This window comes from Ruegeria sp. YTSA226 (assembly GCF_059609905.1).
In genome coordinates, this window is record NZ_JBXWMQ010000007.1 from 1 (window position 1) to 14,982 (window position 14,982).

The 14,982-nt window shown below is 53.9% G+C and carries 10 protein-coding genes and 1 pseudogene; 3 read left to right on the forward strand and 8 right to left on the reverse strand.

Features of this window, described 5'->3' with window-relative positions:
* The coding region (locus AC2FFF_RS11385; protein WP_496882946.1) for a trimethylamine methyltransferase family protein at positions 1-1,301 on the forward strand (1,301 nt) is incomplete at its 5' end.
* Between the two features lie 454 nt (positions 1,302-1,755).
* Here AC2FFF_RS11385 and AC2FFF_RS11390 read toward each other — a convergent pair.
* From AC2FFF_RS11390 to AC2FFF_RS11410, 5 genes are all read right to left on the reverse strand, one after another.
* Complete coding sequence (locus AC2FFF_RS11390) at positions 1,756-3,420, reverse strand: Na/Pi cotransporter family protein (protein ID WP_281973210.1); 1,665 nt, start codon at positions 3,418-3,420, stop codon at positions 1,756-1,758.
* 304 nt (positions 3,421-3,724) lie between these two features.
* Positions 3,725-5,077 (reverse strand): (R)-1-hydroxy-2-aminoethylphosphonate ammonia-lyase, encoded by a 1,353-nt coding sequence (pbfA, locus tag AC2FFF_RS11395; protein ID WP_281973209.1) that lies wholly within the window; start codon positions 5,075-5,077, stop codon positions 3,725-3,727.
* Between the two features lie 107 nt (positions 5,078-5,184).
* Positions 5,185-6,648, reverse strand: coding sequence for a phosphonoacetaldehyde dehydrogenase (phnY, locus tag AC2FFF_RS11400; RefSeq protein ID WP_271949908.1), 1,464 nt, complete (start codon positions 6,646-6,648; stop codon positions 5,185-5,187).
* A gap of 3 nt (positions 6,649-6,651) precedes the next feature.
* Positions 6,652-7,896, reverse strand: coding sequence for a phosphonoacetate hydrolase (gene phnA, locus AC2FFF_RS11405; RefSeq protein WP_271949911.1), 1,245 nt, complete (start codon positions 7,894-7,896; stop codon positions 6,652-6,654).
* Between the two features lie 19 nt (positions 7,897-7,915).
* Positions 7,916-9,103, reverse strand: a complete 1,188-nt coding sequence (locus AC2FFF_RS11410; RefSeq protein WP_271949913.1) for a 2-aminoethylphosphonate--pyruvate transaminase — start codon at positions 9,101-9,103, stop codon at positions 7,916-7,918.
* Positions 9,104-9,222: 119 nt separating this feature from the next.
* On the opposite strand from AC2FFF_RS11410, the gene AC2FFF_RS11415 reads away from it, so the two are divergent.
* On the forward strand, positions 9,223-10,113 hold the full coding sequence (locus AC2FFF_RS11415) for a LysR substrate-binding domain-containing protein (protein ID WP_142637687.1): 891 nt from the start codon (positions 9,223-9,225) through the stop codon (positions 10,111-10,113).
* 32 nt (positions 10,114-10,145) lie between these two features.
* Here AC2FFF_RS11415 and AC2FFF_RS11420 read toward each other — a convergent pair whose 3' ends face one another.
* The 3 genes from AC2FFF_RS11420 to AC2FFF_RS11430 all read right to left on the reverse strand — a co-directional run bounded on the left by AC2FFF_RS11420 (position 10,146) and on the right by AC2FFF_RS11430 (position 14,530).
* On the reverse strand, positions 10,146-12,167 hold the full coding sequence (locus tag AC2FFF_RS11420; protein WP_281973208.1) for a putative 2-aminoethylphosphonate ABC transporter permease subunit: 2,022 nt from the start codon (positions 12,165-12,167) through the stop codon (positions 10,146-10,148).
* Positions 12,164-13,279, reverse strand: coding sequence for a putative 2-aminoethylphosphonate ABC transporter ATP-binding protein (locus AC2FFF_RS11425; protein WP_281973207.1), 1,116 nt, complete (start codon positions 13,277-13,279; stop codon positions 12,164-12,166). Before AC2FFF_RS11425 ends, AC2FFF_RS11420 begins: the two co-directional genes overlap by 4 nt.
* Before the next feature lie 132 nt (positions 13,280-13,411).
* Entirely contained in the window at positions 13,412-14,530 is a 1,119-nt protein-coding gene (locus AC2FFF_RS11430) for a putative 2-aminoethylphosphonate ABC transporter substrate-binding protein (protein WP_281995494.1), read from the reverse strand.
* A gap of 156 nt (positions 14,531-14,686) precedes the next feature.
* On the opposite strand from AC2FFF_RS11430, the pseudogene AC2FFF_RS11435 reads away from it, so the two are divergent.
* Positions 14,687-14,947: pseudogene (locus AC2FFF_RS11435) on the forward strand (transposase); the annotation flags it as partial.
* Between the last annotated feature and the right edge of the window lie 35 nt (positions 14,948-14,982).

Consider the following 14,982-nt stretch of genomic DNA (forward strand, 5'->3'; position numbering starts at 1 on the left):
AAACTCAAACAGAAACCGAACCAGAGCCTCTGTTACGAAAACGCTTCACCTCTCCGAATATCTCTGACGACGGACAGCATGGCCGAGACCCGGTCAGAACGGTGACACTTGGCGGTGACAACGTTGTGCTGATGCCGGGATACGGCTCTCCCTTTGTCAGCGATCTGGTGAAGGGCCGACGATATTCGACGCTGAAGGATTTCCGCAATTTCGTCAAACTGGCCTACAGTGCGGCTGCCTTGCATCATTCCGGCGGCACGGTTGTCGAACCGACAGATGTGCCGGTGAATAAACGGCATTTGGACATGATGCTGGCGCATCTGACACTCTCAACCAAGCCCTTTATGGGCTCTGTTACGGCACCCGAGCGCGTGCGTGACAGTATCGAGATGGCACGCCTCGTCTTTGGACGCGACTTCATGGAGCACCACGCGGTGATGCAGGCCAATATCAACGTCAATTCGCCATTGATTTATGATGATACCATGTCAACGGCTCTGCGTATCTATGCGGAGGCAGGCCAATGTGTCTGCGTCTCCCCTGCGATTTTCGCGGGTGCCATGGGGCCGCTTTCGCCGGCGGCTGTGGCGGCGCAAACTCTGGCAGAAGCGATGGTTGGCATTGCGCTTGCGCAACTGGTGCGCCCCGGTTGTCCGGTGGTGTTCGGCTCGTTCCACTCCACAATGAACTTGCGCACGGGCGCTCTAACCTTTGGATCGCCCGAGGCGAACATGACCACGATGGCGCTGACACAATTGGGACGAAGGCTTGGCGTACCTGTGCGCTCTGGCGGTGGGCAGATCACCGCCTCCAATGCGCCAGATGGGCAAGCGATGCAGGACAGCACCGGTGCCATGTGGTCCACGCTTTTGTCCGGAGCCCATCAGGTCTGGCATGCGGCAGGCTGGCTCGAAGGTGGGCTTGTGATGTCCTACGAGAAATTCATCATGGATCTCGACCACTGTGGCGCGATGCTGAAACTGCTGCAGGGCTTCCAAACGAATGAGGAGGCATTTGGCCGTGATGCCTATTTTGAAACGGGCCCGGGCGAAAATTTCCTGTCGACCAAACACACGCTGCGCCACTATGCGGCAGCAAATTATGAGCCACAAATTTCTGACGCAGGGCCATTCGAGACTTGGTCTGAAAATGGTGCTCTCACGTCAGATCAACGCGCCACCGCGCGGTGGCATCAGATGTTGAACGATTACCAGCGTCCTGAAATGAAACCCGGCATACAAGCCGCGCTTGAAGACTTCGTGTCAGAACGCAAAGCGCGAATGCCGGATGAATGGTACTAGAACGGAATACCCAATACCTAAGAACTCTGCCGGGATTGCCAACTTGCTTGAGCAAGATTGAAGAACGTCGGCGCCTATGTCGTCAGGAGGACATTTCGCGGGCATAGCTGATCCAAAACTGGAAGGCATCTGATCGGGCATGGTGGTATAAAGCTGAAGTAAGTTGATAGCGGGGAGACGGGAGCTGATGGTGATCTGGTCATGGGCTACCAGAAATCTCTGAGTCTGCCAGAGTGACTTGTCGGGACCGATGATCTTTTCGCGTTTTCGGGTTGATTGGTGGGATCCTTCAATCCGGTTACTTAGACCCTTGTGCACTGCGCAGTGCTGGGCTCAGGTTTTGGAAGACACTGAACAATTTCAAAATTTGATTTCGAGAACGAACTCACTTCGGCGTTTCCAGTCGCCTTTGTTCTCGCTCTTTTCTTGTCTTCGCATTGAGACCGGCTCGGGCCTATTCAGCAATTTCGTTGATCAATCGTGTCTCGAGAAGTTGACCGTTCTGGTATAGGATCGGGTAAGCAATCGATGCAATATGACTGTTGAACTCCCGGAAAGCCCGCAATGTCTCTAGATGAATATCACTGGTTTCGAAGCTTTCCGTTGTTCCATGCTGCAACCGGCGCAGGTGACGCTTGCGGCTTTCACGTTCCACGCGTTTGATTTCGGTTTTCTCAAGGCTGAGAAGCCGGGCGCTTTCCAGATCGTCTGAAACAAGTACATTTGATGCCAGTTTCATGTTCGCAAGAATACCTTCATGCATCTGAACAAGTTCGGACCAGCCATCTTGCGAAAAGCTTGAGCCTTTGGCCCGCATTTCACCGGCCAATACAGTCAGGCGTTTGGCAACAACGTCACCCGCCGTTTCAAGCCTGATCGCAAACTCCATAAGGTCGCGTGCGGTTTTAGCATCGTGTTTTTCATATAGCTCAGGGGGTATCGCGGCGACGAAGGCTCGAATACCCGAGAGGCACCGGTTTACGTCCTCGTCAATGGCCTGAACTGACCGGATCTGTTCTTTGTCTCCGCTGCGGTAAAGTTCAAGAGCAGGACGGAACATGGTTTCGAGAAGGTCGCTCATCCGCAGCAGCTCACGCTTGAGGCTCGGCAAGGCCTGATTGGGATTTGCCACATCTTCCATGTCCAATGCGCTGACCGGTTGTGCGGGTTGCGACTTCTGTACTTTCTGCTGGTCTGGCAAGAGCCTTTCGAGCAAGTTCTGCCAGTGTCCACAAAACGGAAGGGCTAAAACCAAAAGCGACAGGTTGAAAGCAAGATGCACGTTGACTAGCATTTGCCCCCCTTGCGGGTCGCCCAAAAGCCCGGTTCGTAGGGCAAAATTAGCTGCAAACAAACTAGCCAACGCCCAACTGCCTCGCAGCGCCAAATTTGCATAGGGTATTCGTCGGGCAGTCACTGGCATTCCTCGGGTTAGCCATACCGGAATGAAGGCCGAGCCAAAGTTCGCGCCAAAAACCAAAGACATTCCGGCGGCAAATGGGATCGCTCCAATTTGCACAAGTGTCACACACATAAGGATGGCCGCAACCGAGGAATGCATGACGAAGGCTAAGGCACTCCCGACAAGAAATGCAGTGATATAGTCGCGCGACAAGTAATCCGCGACTGTGGGTAAAAATGCACTGTCCCGAATTGGGTCCATCGCCTCACGAAGGAACCGAAGTGAGATCAGGATAAAGGCAACGCCCATCAGAATGCGCCCTAGTTGTCGGGCTTTTTTGGCTTCGGTCTTGACGAATAGATAGCCTCCAATCGCCAGCAGCATTGGAATAAGCCAGTCCAACCGGAACGTAAGAATCTGGATGATCAGTGCTGAACCTAGATCGCCTCCGAGCACAATCGCCAGACCGGCAGGAAAACTCAACATTCCACTGGCAGCAAACCCAGAGGTCAACAGCGCCACTGCCGCCGAACTTTGCAGTACAACCGCCATCATCAGACCCACAAGTGAGGCCTGCAGGTAACTGTGCTGTCGCGTCAAAACGCGCTGGAACGACGCTCCATAGCTGCGCTCAATTCCAGTGCGTACCATTCGAACTGCAAAAAGTAGCAACATCGTCGCGCCAGCAAGGCTGATTAAAAAGCTGACTATCGCCATGCTCTACCTCACTCCCAGGGTTTGCTTGGAATAACAGGGTGCGCTGCAATCCTGCCAACCAACGACCGGAGACCGACCCGGTGATTTTGCGGACGAGTAATTTCGATAAAACGCTCAGCGCCCGAGTTTGCTGAAAAAAATCGGACGCGCCTGTTCCACCGGGAAAACGCATTCACTTTCTTGGTGGTAGGCAGTGGCCCTTGGCGCCATAATTGAGAATTGATCTCCACGTCCATTGACCACTGTTTTCCTGGAAGCAGAGAGAGCAACGGCGTGTTTTGCTCTAAAGGTATGGCCACAAAGATTAACATTCGTCCTTAATCGCGTTGACAACAATGTCGATTGCACAGTCGAGATCCTTGCGCGTGATCGTTAGCGGCGGTGACAATGTAAGCACACACCCCTGACTGATTTTGTAGCTTAGGCCAGCTTCCAAACAAGCATAATAGATCCGCTCGGCTCGTGCATTTCCAGGTGTCTTGTCGGCACGGTCATCGACAATTTCGACACCAAACATCAGACCACGGCCGCGAATGTCACCGACGATCGGGATATTCTGAAGCTCACCCATCAGACGATCCATAGCGTGCTCGCCCAACTCAGCCGCCCGGTCAACCAACCCCTCATCTTCGATGATTTGTATTGTGGTAAGCGCGGCGCGTGCAGTCACCGGGTTTTTTTCGTGTGTATAATGTCCAATGGCAAAGTCTCCGCAGACGTCCAGTTTGGTTCGCGCGATACAAGCTGCAATCGGCAGGATGCCTCCGCCAAGTGCCTTACCCAAGGTGACGATGTCAGGGATAATCTCGTCATGCTCAAAGGCAAACATCTTGCCGGTCTTTCCAAGCCCCGTGGGAATCTCGTCCATGATCAAGAGAGCCCCGTGACGATTACACGCCTCCCGCACAGCTTTCCAGAAGCCCGGTGGCGGCACATAAGGCACCGCGCGCATAGGCTCAGCGATGACCGCAGCTACGTCTCCCTCGCGTTCTAGAACGAACTCGACCATTTTTGCACAAGCCAACCCACAGGTATCTGGGCCGGCGTGATTGTACGGGCATCGGTAACAGGCAAAAGGTGCCACGTGCTCTGCACCCGGGAGAAGCGGGCCGGCTATATGGCTGCGAAATGTCGCCTCGCCGCCGACGCTTGCGGCGCCAAAACCGGCACCGTGGAAGGCATCCCAGAAGCTAATTGTTTTGAACCGACCGGTGGCAGCGCGCGCTATCTTGAGAGCGACCTCGTTTGCATCAGAGCCGCCGGTCGTAAACAGCATTTTCCCAAGGTCGTCTGGCGCGATTTCGGCGAGCTTTTCGGCCAATTCAACCGCGGGATCATTAGTGAAGCGACGGGGTGCGAAAGACAGGTCATCCAGTTGCGCCTTGATCGCGGTGATCAAACGGGGATGTCCGTAACCGATATGATGCACTGAATTGCCATGGAAATCCATGTAACGGCGGCCGTCCAGGTCTTCGACCCAAATCCCCTCAGCTTTGGCAATGGTGCTAACGCATGGCGAGGACAGTGACTGGTGGAGAAACGCGTTAGCGTCGCGTTTCAGCAAGGGTGAAGATTTAGGCCCTATAGATTCCTTCATCCATGCTTTTCGCGCGCTGGAAGTATTGGATTCGCCTTCCGTGTGGACGATTTGTGACATGCTTTTTCCTCAACGCCGCTTGTGAAAAAATGCGGACCTCGCAAAGTCCGCCAGTACCAGGGAGGAACTTGTGGTGCCCCGACCCGGGTCGGGACGGGGCACAAAAACTAGCGTGGCCAGGGCAGCGAGTAAGTTTTTACGTTAGTAAAAAACTTCATTGCCTCGATGACACCTTCTTTAACCCCATTACCGCTGTCCTTGATGCCTCCGAAGGGGGACATTTCGATACGGTATCCGGGTTGTTCCCAAATGTTGCAGGTGCCCACGTTCAGACCGTTGATAAAGGCAATCGCACGGTTCAAGTCGTTCGTACAGACGCCTGAGCTGAGGCCGAATTCGGTACCGTTCGAAATACGCATCACCTCGTCGTCATTGTCCGGAACCCGAACGATGGGCACAATGGGGCCAAAGGTTTCTTCCATCACCAGCTCGCTGTCATGGGGGACCTTATCGACCACGATGGGCGGCAGTAGTGCACCCTGACGGCCCGGATGATAGAGGATTTCTGCGCCGTCGGCCTCGGCCATGTAAACGCGTTTTTCGAACAGTTCAGCTGCCTTGTCATGGATGACACAGCCCAGTTCGGTCTCGGGGTCTTGTGGGTCGCCGAACTTGATCTTCTTCGCCTTTTCCAGAACCAATGGCACAAACTTGTCGGCCACGCTTTCTTGCACCAGAATACGTTTGATCGCAGTGCAGCGCTGACCCGAATTGCCGGTGGCGCCTGCCACAGCAATGGTCGCGGCCTTCTCAAGGTCCGCGTCAGAAAGATCGTTCAAAACGATCAGAGGGTCATTGCCCCCCAGTTCCAGAGCTTGCCGCTTGTAAACGCCTTTTTCGGCGATCATCTTACCCACCGGCACGCCGCCGGTGAATGTGATGATGTCGATGTTTTCATTGGTGATCATCTCGTCGCCAATGTCACCTGGCCAGCCGGTAACCACTTGGAACATCTCGGGTGGTAGACCCGCGTCGTAGAGGATGTCAGCTAATGTCAGCGCCGTCAGTGGCGTCAGTTCCGTCGGCTTACACACCATGCAGTTGTTGGTCGCGATTGATGGCGCGATCTTGTGGCTGACCATGTTAAGTGGATGATTGAATGGTGTGATTGCCGAAATCGCATTCACCGGCTCGCGCATGGTGAATATTTTTCGATCTTTGCCATTATGGGTCAGGTCGCATGAAAAGATCTCGCCATCATCCTTCATCGCCTCAGCGGCGGCGAACTGATAGACATCTTGCGCACGCTTGGTCTCATAAATCGCATGCTGGTGACAGATACCCAGTTCCAACGTCAGCCATTTGGCAAGGTATTCACGACGTTCACCAATCAACTCGCCCGCACGCTGCAGGATCTGGCTGCGCTCATACCGTGTGAGCTTTGGAGTGTAATTCGCCGCGACTTCGAACGCTTTGCGCGCATGTTCTGCCTTGCCGGCGGGTACATGCCCGACAATCTCGTTTGTGTATGGGTACAGAACCGGCACCGTTTCGTCGGTAAAGACGATCTCGCCCCCGATGCGCATTCCTTCATTGCGGATTTCGATTTTAGACATGGTTTGATCTTTCATGGATTACTGCGCCGCCGCTGTAGTTGCATAGAAAAACGCATCAAAATTGCGCAACTCGGGCGCAGTCCCCAAGTCGATAACCCGGTTTACGATGAATGGAACTTCCTGCTCGGTCAGTCCACCGTGGCTGCGCAGCGGCTCGTTGAGAGCGGCCAGATCGTGGCGGTCTTCAGAGGTACCGATACAGATGTTTTCACCCGAGACCATCACGATATCACCAATGCGGTCACCGGGCAGTTCAAAACGCTTGATCGCTTCTTCCTTGGTCAACACGTGGGTGATGCCGGGTGTAGCTTTCAGTTTGCCGATGATGTCGTTGCGATCCGCGTCTTCGGGCAGATAGCAGGTGGCAAACGACCCGAGTGCGCCGTGGTGCACCACATAGGGGTCCGTGATCGGCAAGATGACACGGGCCGCGTCCTTGCCCAGCCATTCATCCACCAGATCCTGCACATATACCACGCTGGGCGAGCCATCGGCGTGGTGCTTGGGCTTCATGCCGTGGTCGGCGGTGACCACGATGGCAGCGCCCATGGCGTCCAGTTCGGTCAGATATTTGTCAAACATCTCATAGAATGCCTTGGCCTCGGCCTGATCGGGTGCGTATTTGTGCTGCACGTAGTCGGTGGTGGTCAGATACATCACATCTGGTTTCCACTCTTTCAGCAACTTGACACCCGCAGCAAAGACAAACTCGGACAACTCTGCCGAATAGACCTCGGGTTGGGCCATGCCCAACCATGCGCTTGCTTTCTCCTGACCATGCTCAGCCTGGGTCGACGTGTCGGACTTTTCCGCAGAGAAACATTTGGCCCGGTCGTCGTCGAACTTCAGACCCGCCCCCAACAACGCGCGCAGCTTGTCCTTCGCGGTGACTATGGCCACCTTGGCGCCAGCGTCATAGAACTGCTTGAACACGGTCGGTGCACGCAAAAAGCGCACATCGTTCATCATCACTTCTTCACCACTGTCCGGATCAATCAGATAGTTTCCACAGATGCCGTGCACGATAGGCGGACGGCCAGTCGCAATGCTGAGATTGTTAGGGTTAGTAAACGACGGGATCACCGAATGGGCCAGCCGGTCAGTGCCGGTTTCGCGCATCCGCTTGAGCGTCGGCATCAGACCGTCAGCAATAGCTTTGTCCAGGTATTCTGGCTCACAGCCGTCAAGGCAGATGGCAATGGCGGGAACTTTGGGCATCGGGTAGACACGCTCGTTGGCTTCAACAGGGGTGTGGATGGTCATTTGGTTTGTTCCTTGATCCTTAAGCGGCCAGTTTGGCGCGTTCTTCTAAAGCTTGGAGAGGAGGTGTGGCACTCGACACACCCATTTTTTCCAAAGTTTCCTTGGCGGCAATTACAACTTTCCGCATAACCTTGTCGTCCATCTGACCGATGCACCCAACGCGGAAGCTGTCGACGACGGTCAACTTGCCCGGGTAAATGATGAACCCTTTTTCTTTCATCAGATTGTAGAACTGATCAAAGACAAAGTTTTCATCGGCCGGGCAGAAGAATGTTACGATGATTGGGCTCAGCCAGCGATTGTCGAGCAGAGTTTCGAAACCCAGCTCACGCATGCCGGCGACCACAACATCCCTGTTGCTGGTGTATCGGGCTCCGCGACCGGAAACGCCGCCCTCAGCCGCATGTGCCCTGAGGGCTTCGATGAAAGCGGCAACCACATGGGTGGGCGGCGTAAATCGCCATTGACCGGTTTTGTTCATATGCGCCCACTGCGCGTGAACGTCCAGAGACAGCGAATGACTGTTACCCTTGGCATCCTCAAGCTCGTTCTTGCGCGCGATTATGAACCCAAACCCCGGAACACCCTCAATACACTTGTTGGCGGACGAAACCATTGCCTCATAGCGGACTTCCGTAGGCTTCAACTCGATCGCACCAAAGGCTGACATTGAGTCGACAAGAAGCTTGCGACCAGCGGCGTAAACCGCCTCCGATATTTCCTCTACCGGATTCAGAATGCCCGAGCTTGTTTCGCAGTGGATAGCAACGACATGGGTGATCGCGGAATCATTCGCCAGAATCTCGGCAACTTCTGAACCACGCGGCGGCAGATAGTCGCCCTTGTCCAGGACAACATGATCGCGTTCCAGATACTCGAGCGTTTGCGCCGAGCGTTGACCGTAAGCACCATTGGCCAGCACCAATGCCTTGCCATCGCGCGGAATGAACGAAGCCAGCATCGCCTCTACTGAAAACGATCCGCTCCCCTGCATCGGTACACAGTCAAACTCATCGGCGCCCTCGCCAAGCAATGCCAAAAGACTGGAGCGCAACTCCTGGGTCATACCCCGAAAGTCATCATCCCAGCTTCCCCAATCCCTCAACATGGCTTCTTTCACGGCGTTTGACGTGGTCAAGGGGCCAGGAGTTAGTAAATAGGGCTCGCCGAGACGCGGTTGTTCAATTTGAGGAAAAGAAGACGTCATAACCAAGCTCCAGATCAACGTTTCAAAGACACAGTTGCAGCAACCGCAGCTATATGTGAAATTGCAAATATCAATCTAATTATAAGCTCAGCCTATGCTCGAACCTTCAGGAGTTTGAAATGCGACATAGCCAGCTCAAAGCCTTTCATTTCGTAGCCAAATATGGTGGGTTTTCGCGTGCTGCAGAGGCGCTTTTTTTGACGCAGCCAGCAATTTCAGAGCAGGTTCGCAAACTTGAGCAGGATCATGATTTGTTGTTGTTCAAGCGTGAGCGAAAAAGAGTGAACCTAACCCCGGAGGGGACGCAGCTTTACCGGTACACCAAGCAGTATTTTGAGATCGAGGATCAGATCGAGGACTATCTGTCTGAAACGAGGGCTGCGATCGACGGCGAGCTGCGGATCCTTGCCGATTCCGCGCACCACTTGACCGACTTTCTGGGGCCGTTCCGAGAAAAATATTCAAACATTACGATTACCGTCCGCGCTGGCAACACCGAGGACATTTTGGAGGAACTCAGATCTTACAACGCAGAAATTGGTGTTGTTGGCAGCGTGTCTCCCGGCAAGGACATGAGTGTTCTTAGCCTCGGTTCGACCGAGATCGTGGCATTCACGGCCCGCAGTTTGCTTCTCGCCTCAAAACCTACATTGTCCCTCGCAGAGCTGGCGGAGTTGCCTCTCATCTTCAGGGAACAGGGATCAAAAACACGCCAAAAGCTCGAAGATGAAGCCAGTAAACGGGGGGTGCCGCTGAAACCGGCGATTGTGGCCGAAGGAAGAGAGGCCGTCAGAGAGTTGGTGGCATCAGGTGCAGGTATCGGGTTCGTGTCCCAGGCAGAATACGGTCACGACGACCGACTCAGACAAATCAAGCTGCAAGACGTCGACCTGCAAATGGGAGAAAGTATGATCTATCTGTCCCAACGGCGTGAGGTGAAGACCATTCGCGCCTTCATGAAATTCGCCAATTCTGTTCTAGAAGAAAAACAAAACCCCACCAATCAGTGATCGGTGGGGAGATGCCTAAATGGGTTTTCTTGTTAGCGGGTTCGCCAGGCTTGCGTGCGACCGAGGACGCCTTTGGAAGCAATCAGGTGGATGATCCGTGCCGCGGCGTTTGTGTAGAAGATCATCATCCCCATTGCGGCAGCTGGCGCAATATCGCCCGCATCGTCCATGTTTAGCACTGCAATAGATGCCAACGTGGTTTTGGGCGAGTATAGGAACACAACCGCAGATACCGTCGTCATTGCGTTTACGAACAGATAGATTGATATGTCCAACACGGCTGGCAGGCAAACAGGGACCGTGACACGGGCAAACAACTTCATCGTCGGTTGCTTGAGCGAGGCTGATACCGACTCGAATTCTCTATCCATCTGCTTGAGCGCTGTCACTGCCGTCAGGTGCGACACAGTATAGAAGTGTGTCACCGTACAGATCACCAAAATTGCCATTGTTCCGTAGATACCGTTCAGCGGATTAGACGGGCTATTGAAGAAGAAGATGTATGACAGGCCCAGCACCATGCCCGGGATCGCCATTGGCAGCATCGCGAACATCTGAAAGATCGATCGACCTGTTCTGAACCCGTTCGACTTTTCAACCAGATAGGCACCAAAGAAGACGACTGAAGTACCGATCACCGCCGTCAAAAGCGCCAGCTTGATCGAGTTAATGTAAGAGCCCCAACCGCCACCATCCATCTTGTTGAAATCGTAGTTCTTCAGGCTCAGGCTCAGGTCGTAGGGCCAAAACTTGATGAGCGCCGCGAATTGGCACACAGCCAGGAGCCCAACGATGAACAAACCGATCAGACAGCAATAGACTAGAAAGAACCGATCTGCCTTTCGATTTGGGGTTGGCTGGTAAGGGACCGACCGGGCCGACAATAAGGCAACCTGCTTTGATTGCACCATGCGGTCGATGGCGAACGCCAGGATTGCCGGGATAACCAGAACGACCGAGACTACGGCACCCATTTCAAAGTTCTGCTGGCCGATCACCTGCTTGTAGATATCAACCGCCAGAACGTTGAACTGACCTCCAATAACTTTTGGCAGACCAAAATCAGTTATGACCAGATTAAATACAACGAAAGCGGCCGAGATCAGACCATATCGCGCGCCGGGAACGGTGACCGTCCAAAAAGTACGCCACGGCGTTGAACGCAGGCTGACTGCAGCTTCGTATAGTCGTGCATCAGAGATCGCCAGCGCCGTTGAAATGATCAGGAAGGCGTGCGGGAAGGTGAAGAACACCGAGCCTATCACGATGCCAATCGGACCATAGATACTGGCGCCGAACAGCAACTCTTTTATCATGCCCTGATTGCCGAACAGATAGACCAGCGCGATCCCGGGCAACAGCGAAGGCACCAGGATCGGAGCCATCGCAATCAGACGAAACACACCCTTGAACCGCATGCAACTCCGGTTCAGCGCATAAGCGAACCAGAACGCCAAAGTTACTGTGACAATGGTGCTAATTACAGAAATCCAAAGGGAGTTCTTGATAGAATTGAACAGTGCCGGGGTTGAGAAGTAGTTGACGAAATTTTCCAAGCCTCGCGATTGAACTGGCCTCAGCTGAACCCGGCGGAACTGATTGGAATCGAGCGTGACCCAATCCGTATTGTCTTGTAGCGTAGAACCGACAAGAAACCGCCCGGTGTCGCTTGTGTTACGGATTTGGTACATGACCGGACTGCGAAAGCTGAAATCGGGAAAAAGCTCGGTTACTGATAGCCGCCCGTCTGAGCCGGTAGACAGATCGGTGCCTGAAAAAGCCCCGATTTGTTCGTTCAGTGTGTCGGCTGACAGGATGGTTCCGTCAAATTGCCCCGCCTCGTCACTGACCTGAAACTCGTATTGCGACAACTCCATCCGATAGGTCGAGAATGACTTGGAAAGCATCGTGTAAAGTGGCAGGACCAACGTCGCGACCAGATAGAGTGCGATCACGAACATGCTGCCGCGCATCAGGATGTCATCCCTGCTGAGCTTGGGTTTGATGTCAGGCCCGGCTGGAAGAGTCCCCGGGTTGGTTGAAATCTCGCTCATGCTGCCGTCTCCGGAACATCAAAGGCCATTAGCCGGTTTTCGGGCAGTTCAATCACCATGGTCCTACCCTCTTCCAGTTCTAGGCGGCGCACGGCATTGATCGAAAAATCTGCGATCAGTTCCGAAGATCCAAATCGCTCGTTGCTCAAGCGGCATCGCCAGAATGAACCGAGGAATTCCATTTCATCGAGAGTGACGTCGATGCAATTCCTGTTGCCGCCGGTATCGAGATAACCAGCCTCATGCGGGATGATATCCTCGGGTCGGATCGCCGCAATCGCTGGCATTCCGTCGTTGAACGTGTGGCTGAGGCACGCAAAGGTCTTTTCGCCGACGCTCAGTCGACCACCCTTGGTGACCTGAGACTGGATCTGGTTCATTTCCCCGATGAAGTCTGCCACGAACAAGTTTGCGGGTTCTCGGTAAATTTCTGTAGGTGACCCCACCTGCTCGATAACCCCATGATTCATGACCACGATCCGGTCCGCCATCGCCAGCGCTTCTTCCTGATCATGCGTAACCATCACAGTAGTCACACCCAGTTTGCGCTGCAGCTCTTTGATTTCGTGACGTAGATGGACGCGCACCTTTGCGTCCAATGCCGAAAGCGGCTCATCCAGCAACAAGAGACCGGGGTTGGTCGCAATGGCGCGGGCCAACGCAATCCGCTGCTGCTGGCCACCGGACAATTGCGCAGGATACTTTTTACCCTGTTCAGGCAACCCAACCAAATGAAGCAGTTCGCTGACACGAACGGCAATATCCGATTTGCTGCGACCAGTGTTTTCCAAGCCGAAAGCAATGTTCTTTTCGATCGTCAGGTTCGGGAACAAGGCGTAAGACTGAAACACAATTCCGAAATCACGCTCTGACGGCGGCAGATTTGACACATCCTTGCCGTCTTGCATGACAGTGCCCTTGGTTTGCAGATCGAGACCCGCAATCGCCCGGAGCAAGGTTGTTTTGCCGCAACCCGACGGCCCCAGAAAGCAGACAAATTCGCCTTCGTTGATTTCGAGGGATATGTCCTTGAGTGCAAGAAAGCTGCCGAACGCCTTCCACAAATTCTGGATGCTTAGATACAGTTCACCGGGTGGGGTTTTCTGAAGCACGGGAGCGGTCCTCATATCTGCACCTCGGGAACGGCCGATCTGGGCCGGTTGAAGCCGGGCGCGCTGGTCGCGTTGTTTGGAAAAATAGAGTGGTGTGCAGAAGAGGTGCTTACACCTCTTCTGCAGGTTGGTTTACTTCGCTTCAGACTTCCCGTCATAGCGAGACTGCCATTCTTTCAGTATCGCCGCGCGGTTGTTGGCGGCAAATTCAAAGTCGTTGTCGATCATCGCATCCAGAAGACCTTCAGGGAAGTGCTCGACCGGTTTTGCGACGCCAGGATAGGCGACAACGGCGTACCCTGTGTTGTACATCTCGTTGGCTTCCTTGGTGACGGTGAAATCAACCAGTTTCTGCGCGGCTTCGAGATTTGCAGTACCGGCAACAATAGCGGTCGCTTCCATGTCCCAGCCGACACCTTCTGACGGGACAATAATCTCAAGCGGCGCACCATCAGCTTTCGACTTAGCACCACGGAAAGCAAAAGAAATGCCAATCGGGATCTCACCTGCAGCAGCCAGTTTGCACGGCTTTGAACCAGAGTGGGTATATCGCGCGATGTTCTCGTGCAATCCGTCCATGTACTCCCAGCCGCCTTCTTCGCCGAACATCTGCAGCCAACTTGAAACATCAAGGAAACCAGTGCCCGACGAGTTCGGATTTGGCATGATCACCTGATCCTTATACATGGGGTCTGTAAGATCCTTCCACGATGTCGGCGGCGTCAGTCCCGCTTTCTCGGCCTCGACGGTATTGTAGCAAACTGCCGCAACCCAAGCGTCCATGCCAACCCACGCCGGAGGATTGTCGCCATCGACAAATTTCGCGTCTAGGTCGCCAACACCCGCAGGCGCGTAAGGCTCCAGCATACCTTCGGACTTGAGCAACAACAGCGAAGTGGCTGCGAGACCCCACACGACGTCTGCCTGAGGGTTGTCCCTCTCGGCCAACAGTTTGGCGGTGATGATCCCGGTCGAATCCCGCACCCAGTTGATTTTGATGTCCGGATTGCTCGCATTGAACGTCTCAGCGTAGCGCGCCAGGTCTTCAGCTTCGACGGCTGTGTAAACTGTCAATTCGGTTTCAGATAACGCAACTGTAGCAGTCAAGGAGCTTACGGCCAGGGCTGCAAGAAATTTGGTCTTATGTTTCATCGTGATCCTCTGTCGGTTGATTATTTTCGGGAACGCCATTCTTGAGCAGCGCTTATTTGCAGTTCCATGCCCCGGCAGTGTGACAGATAAATAGATCAAGAAAAATCGATTATACCTTCCACATCATAAGCAAAACCTATGTAAGGCAATCCGCCCTAGCGCTCGGAATTGAGTGTCATACCCCATTGATATGAGATAGGAACTCTCCCTGCACCAGTCACCCAAGAGTTCCGTTCAAATCAGTACGCTTCGGCATTGGCCCATCGAACGGGCGGTGGGCTACGAAATCCGAGGCTACATACTGCTACCCGCAAGCACTATTCAGCGGAAGAGAAGATCAGGATCGTTCTGGACAGGCTCTAGGGTGAAGACAGCATTGCGGCGCTGTGCTGCCGGGCAGGCATCGCTCAGAGTCTGTACTATAGCTGGTCCAAAGAACTCCTTGAAGCTGGCAAGAAGCGCCTCGCGGGCTATAAGATACGTGCGGCGACCTTATCCGAAGTTAAAGACCTGCGCCTTGGACTCGTTATCCCGCAACTTCCTTCTCCTTA

What these genes read in the sequence shown, in the direction of transcription:
- AC2FFF_RS11390 (WP_281973210.1), bottom strand. Translation starts at nt 3,420, where the DNA reads ATGGCGATAGTCAGCTTTTTAATCAGCCTTGCTGGCGCGACGATGTTG.
- pbfA (WP_281973209.1), bottom strand. Translation starts at nt 5,077, where the DNA reads ATGTCACAAATCGTCCACACGGAAGGCGAATCCAATACTTCCAGCGCG.
- phnY (WP_271949908.1), bottom strand. Translation starts at nt 6,648, where the DNA reads ATGAAAGATCAAACCATGTCTAAAATCGAAATCCGCAATGAAGGAATG.
- phnA (WP_271949911.1), bottom strand. Translation starts at nt 7,896, where the DNA reads ATGACCATCCACACCCCTGTTGAAGCCAACGAGCGTGTCTACCCGATG.
- AC2FFF_RS11410 (WP_271949913.1), bottom strand. Translation starts at nt 9,103, where the DNA reads ATGACGTCTTCTTTTCCTCAAATTGAACAACCGCGTCTCGGCGAGCCC.
- AC2FFF_RS11415 (WP_142637687.1), top strand. Translation starts at nt 9,223, where the DNA reads ATGCGACATAGCCAGCTCAAAGCCTTTCATTTCGTAGCCAAATATGGT.
- AC2FFF_RS11420 (WP_281973208.1), bottom strand. Translation starts at nt 12,167, where the DNA reads ATGAGCGAGATTTCAACCAACCCGGGGACTCTTCCAGCCGGGCCTGAC.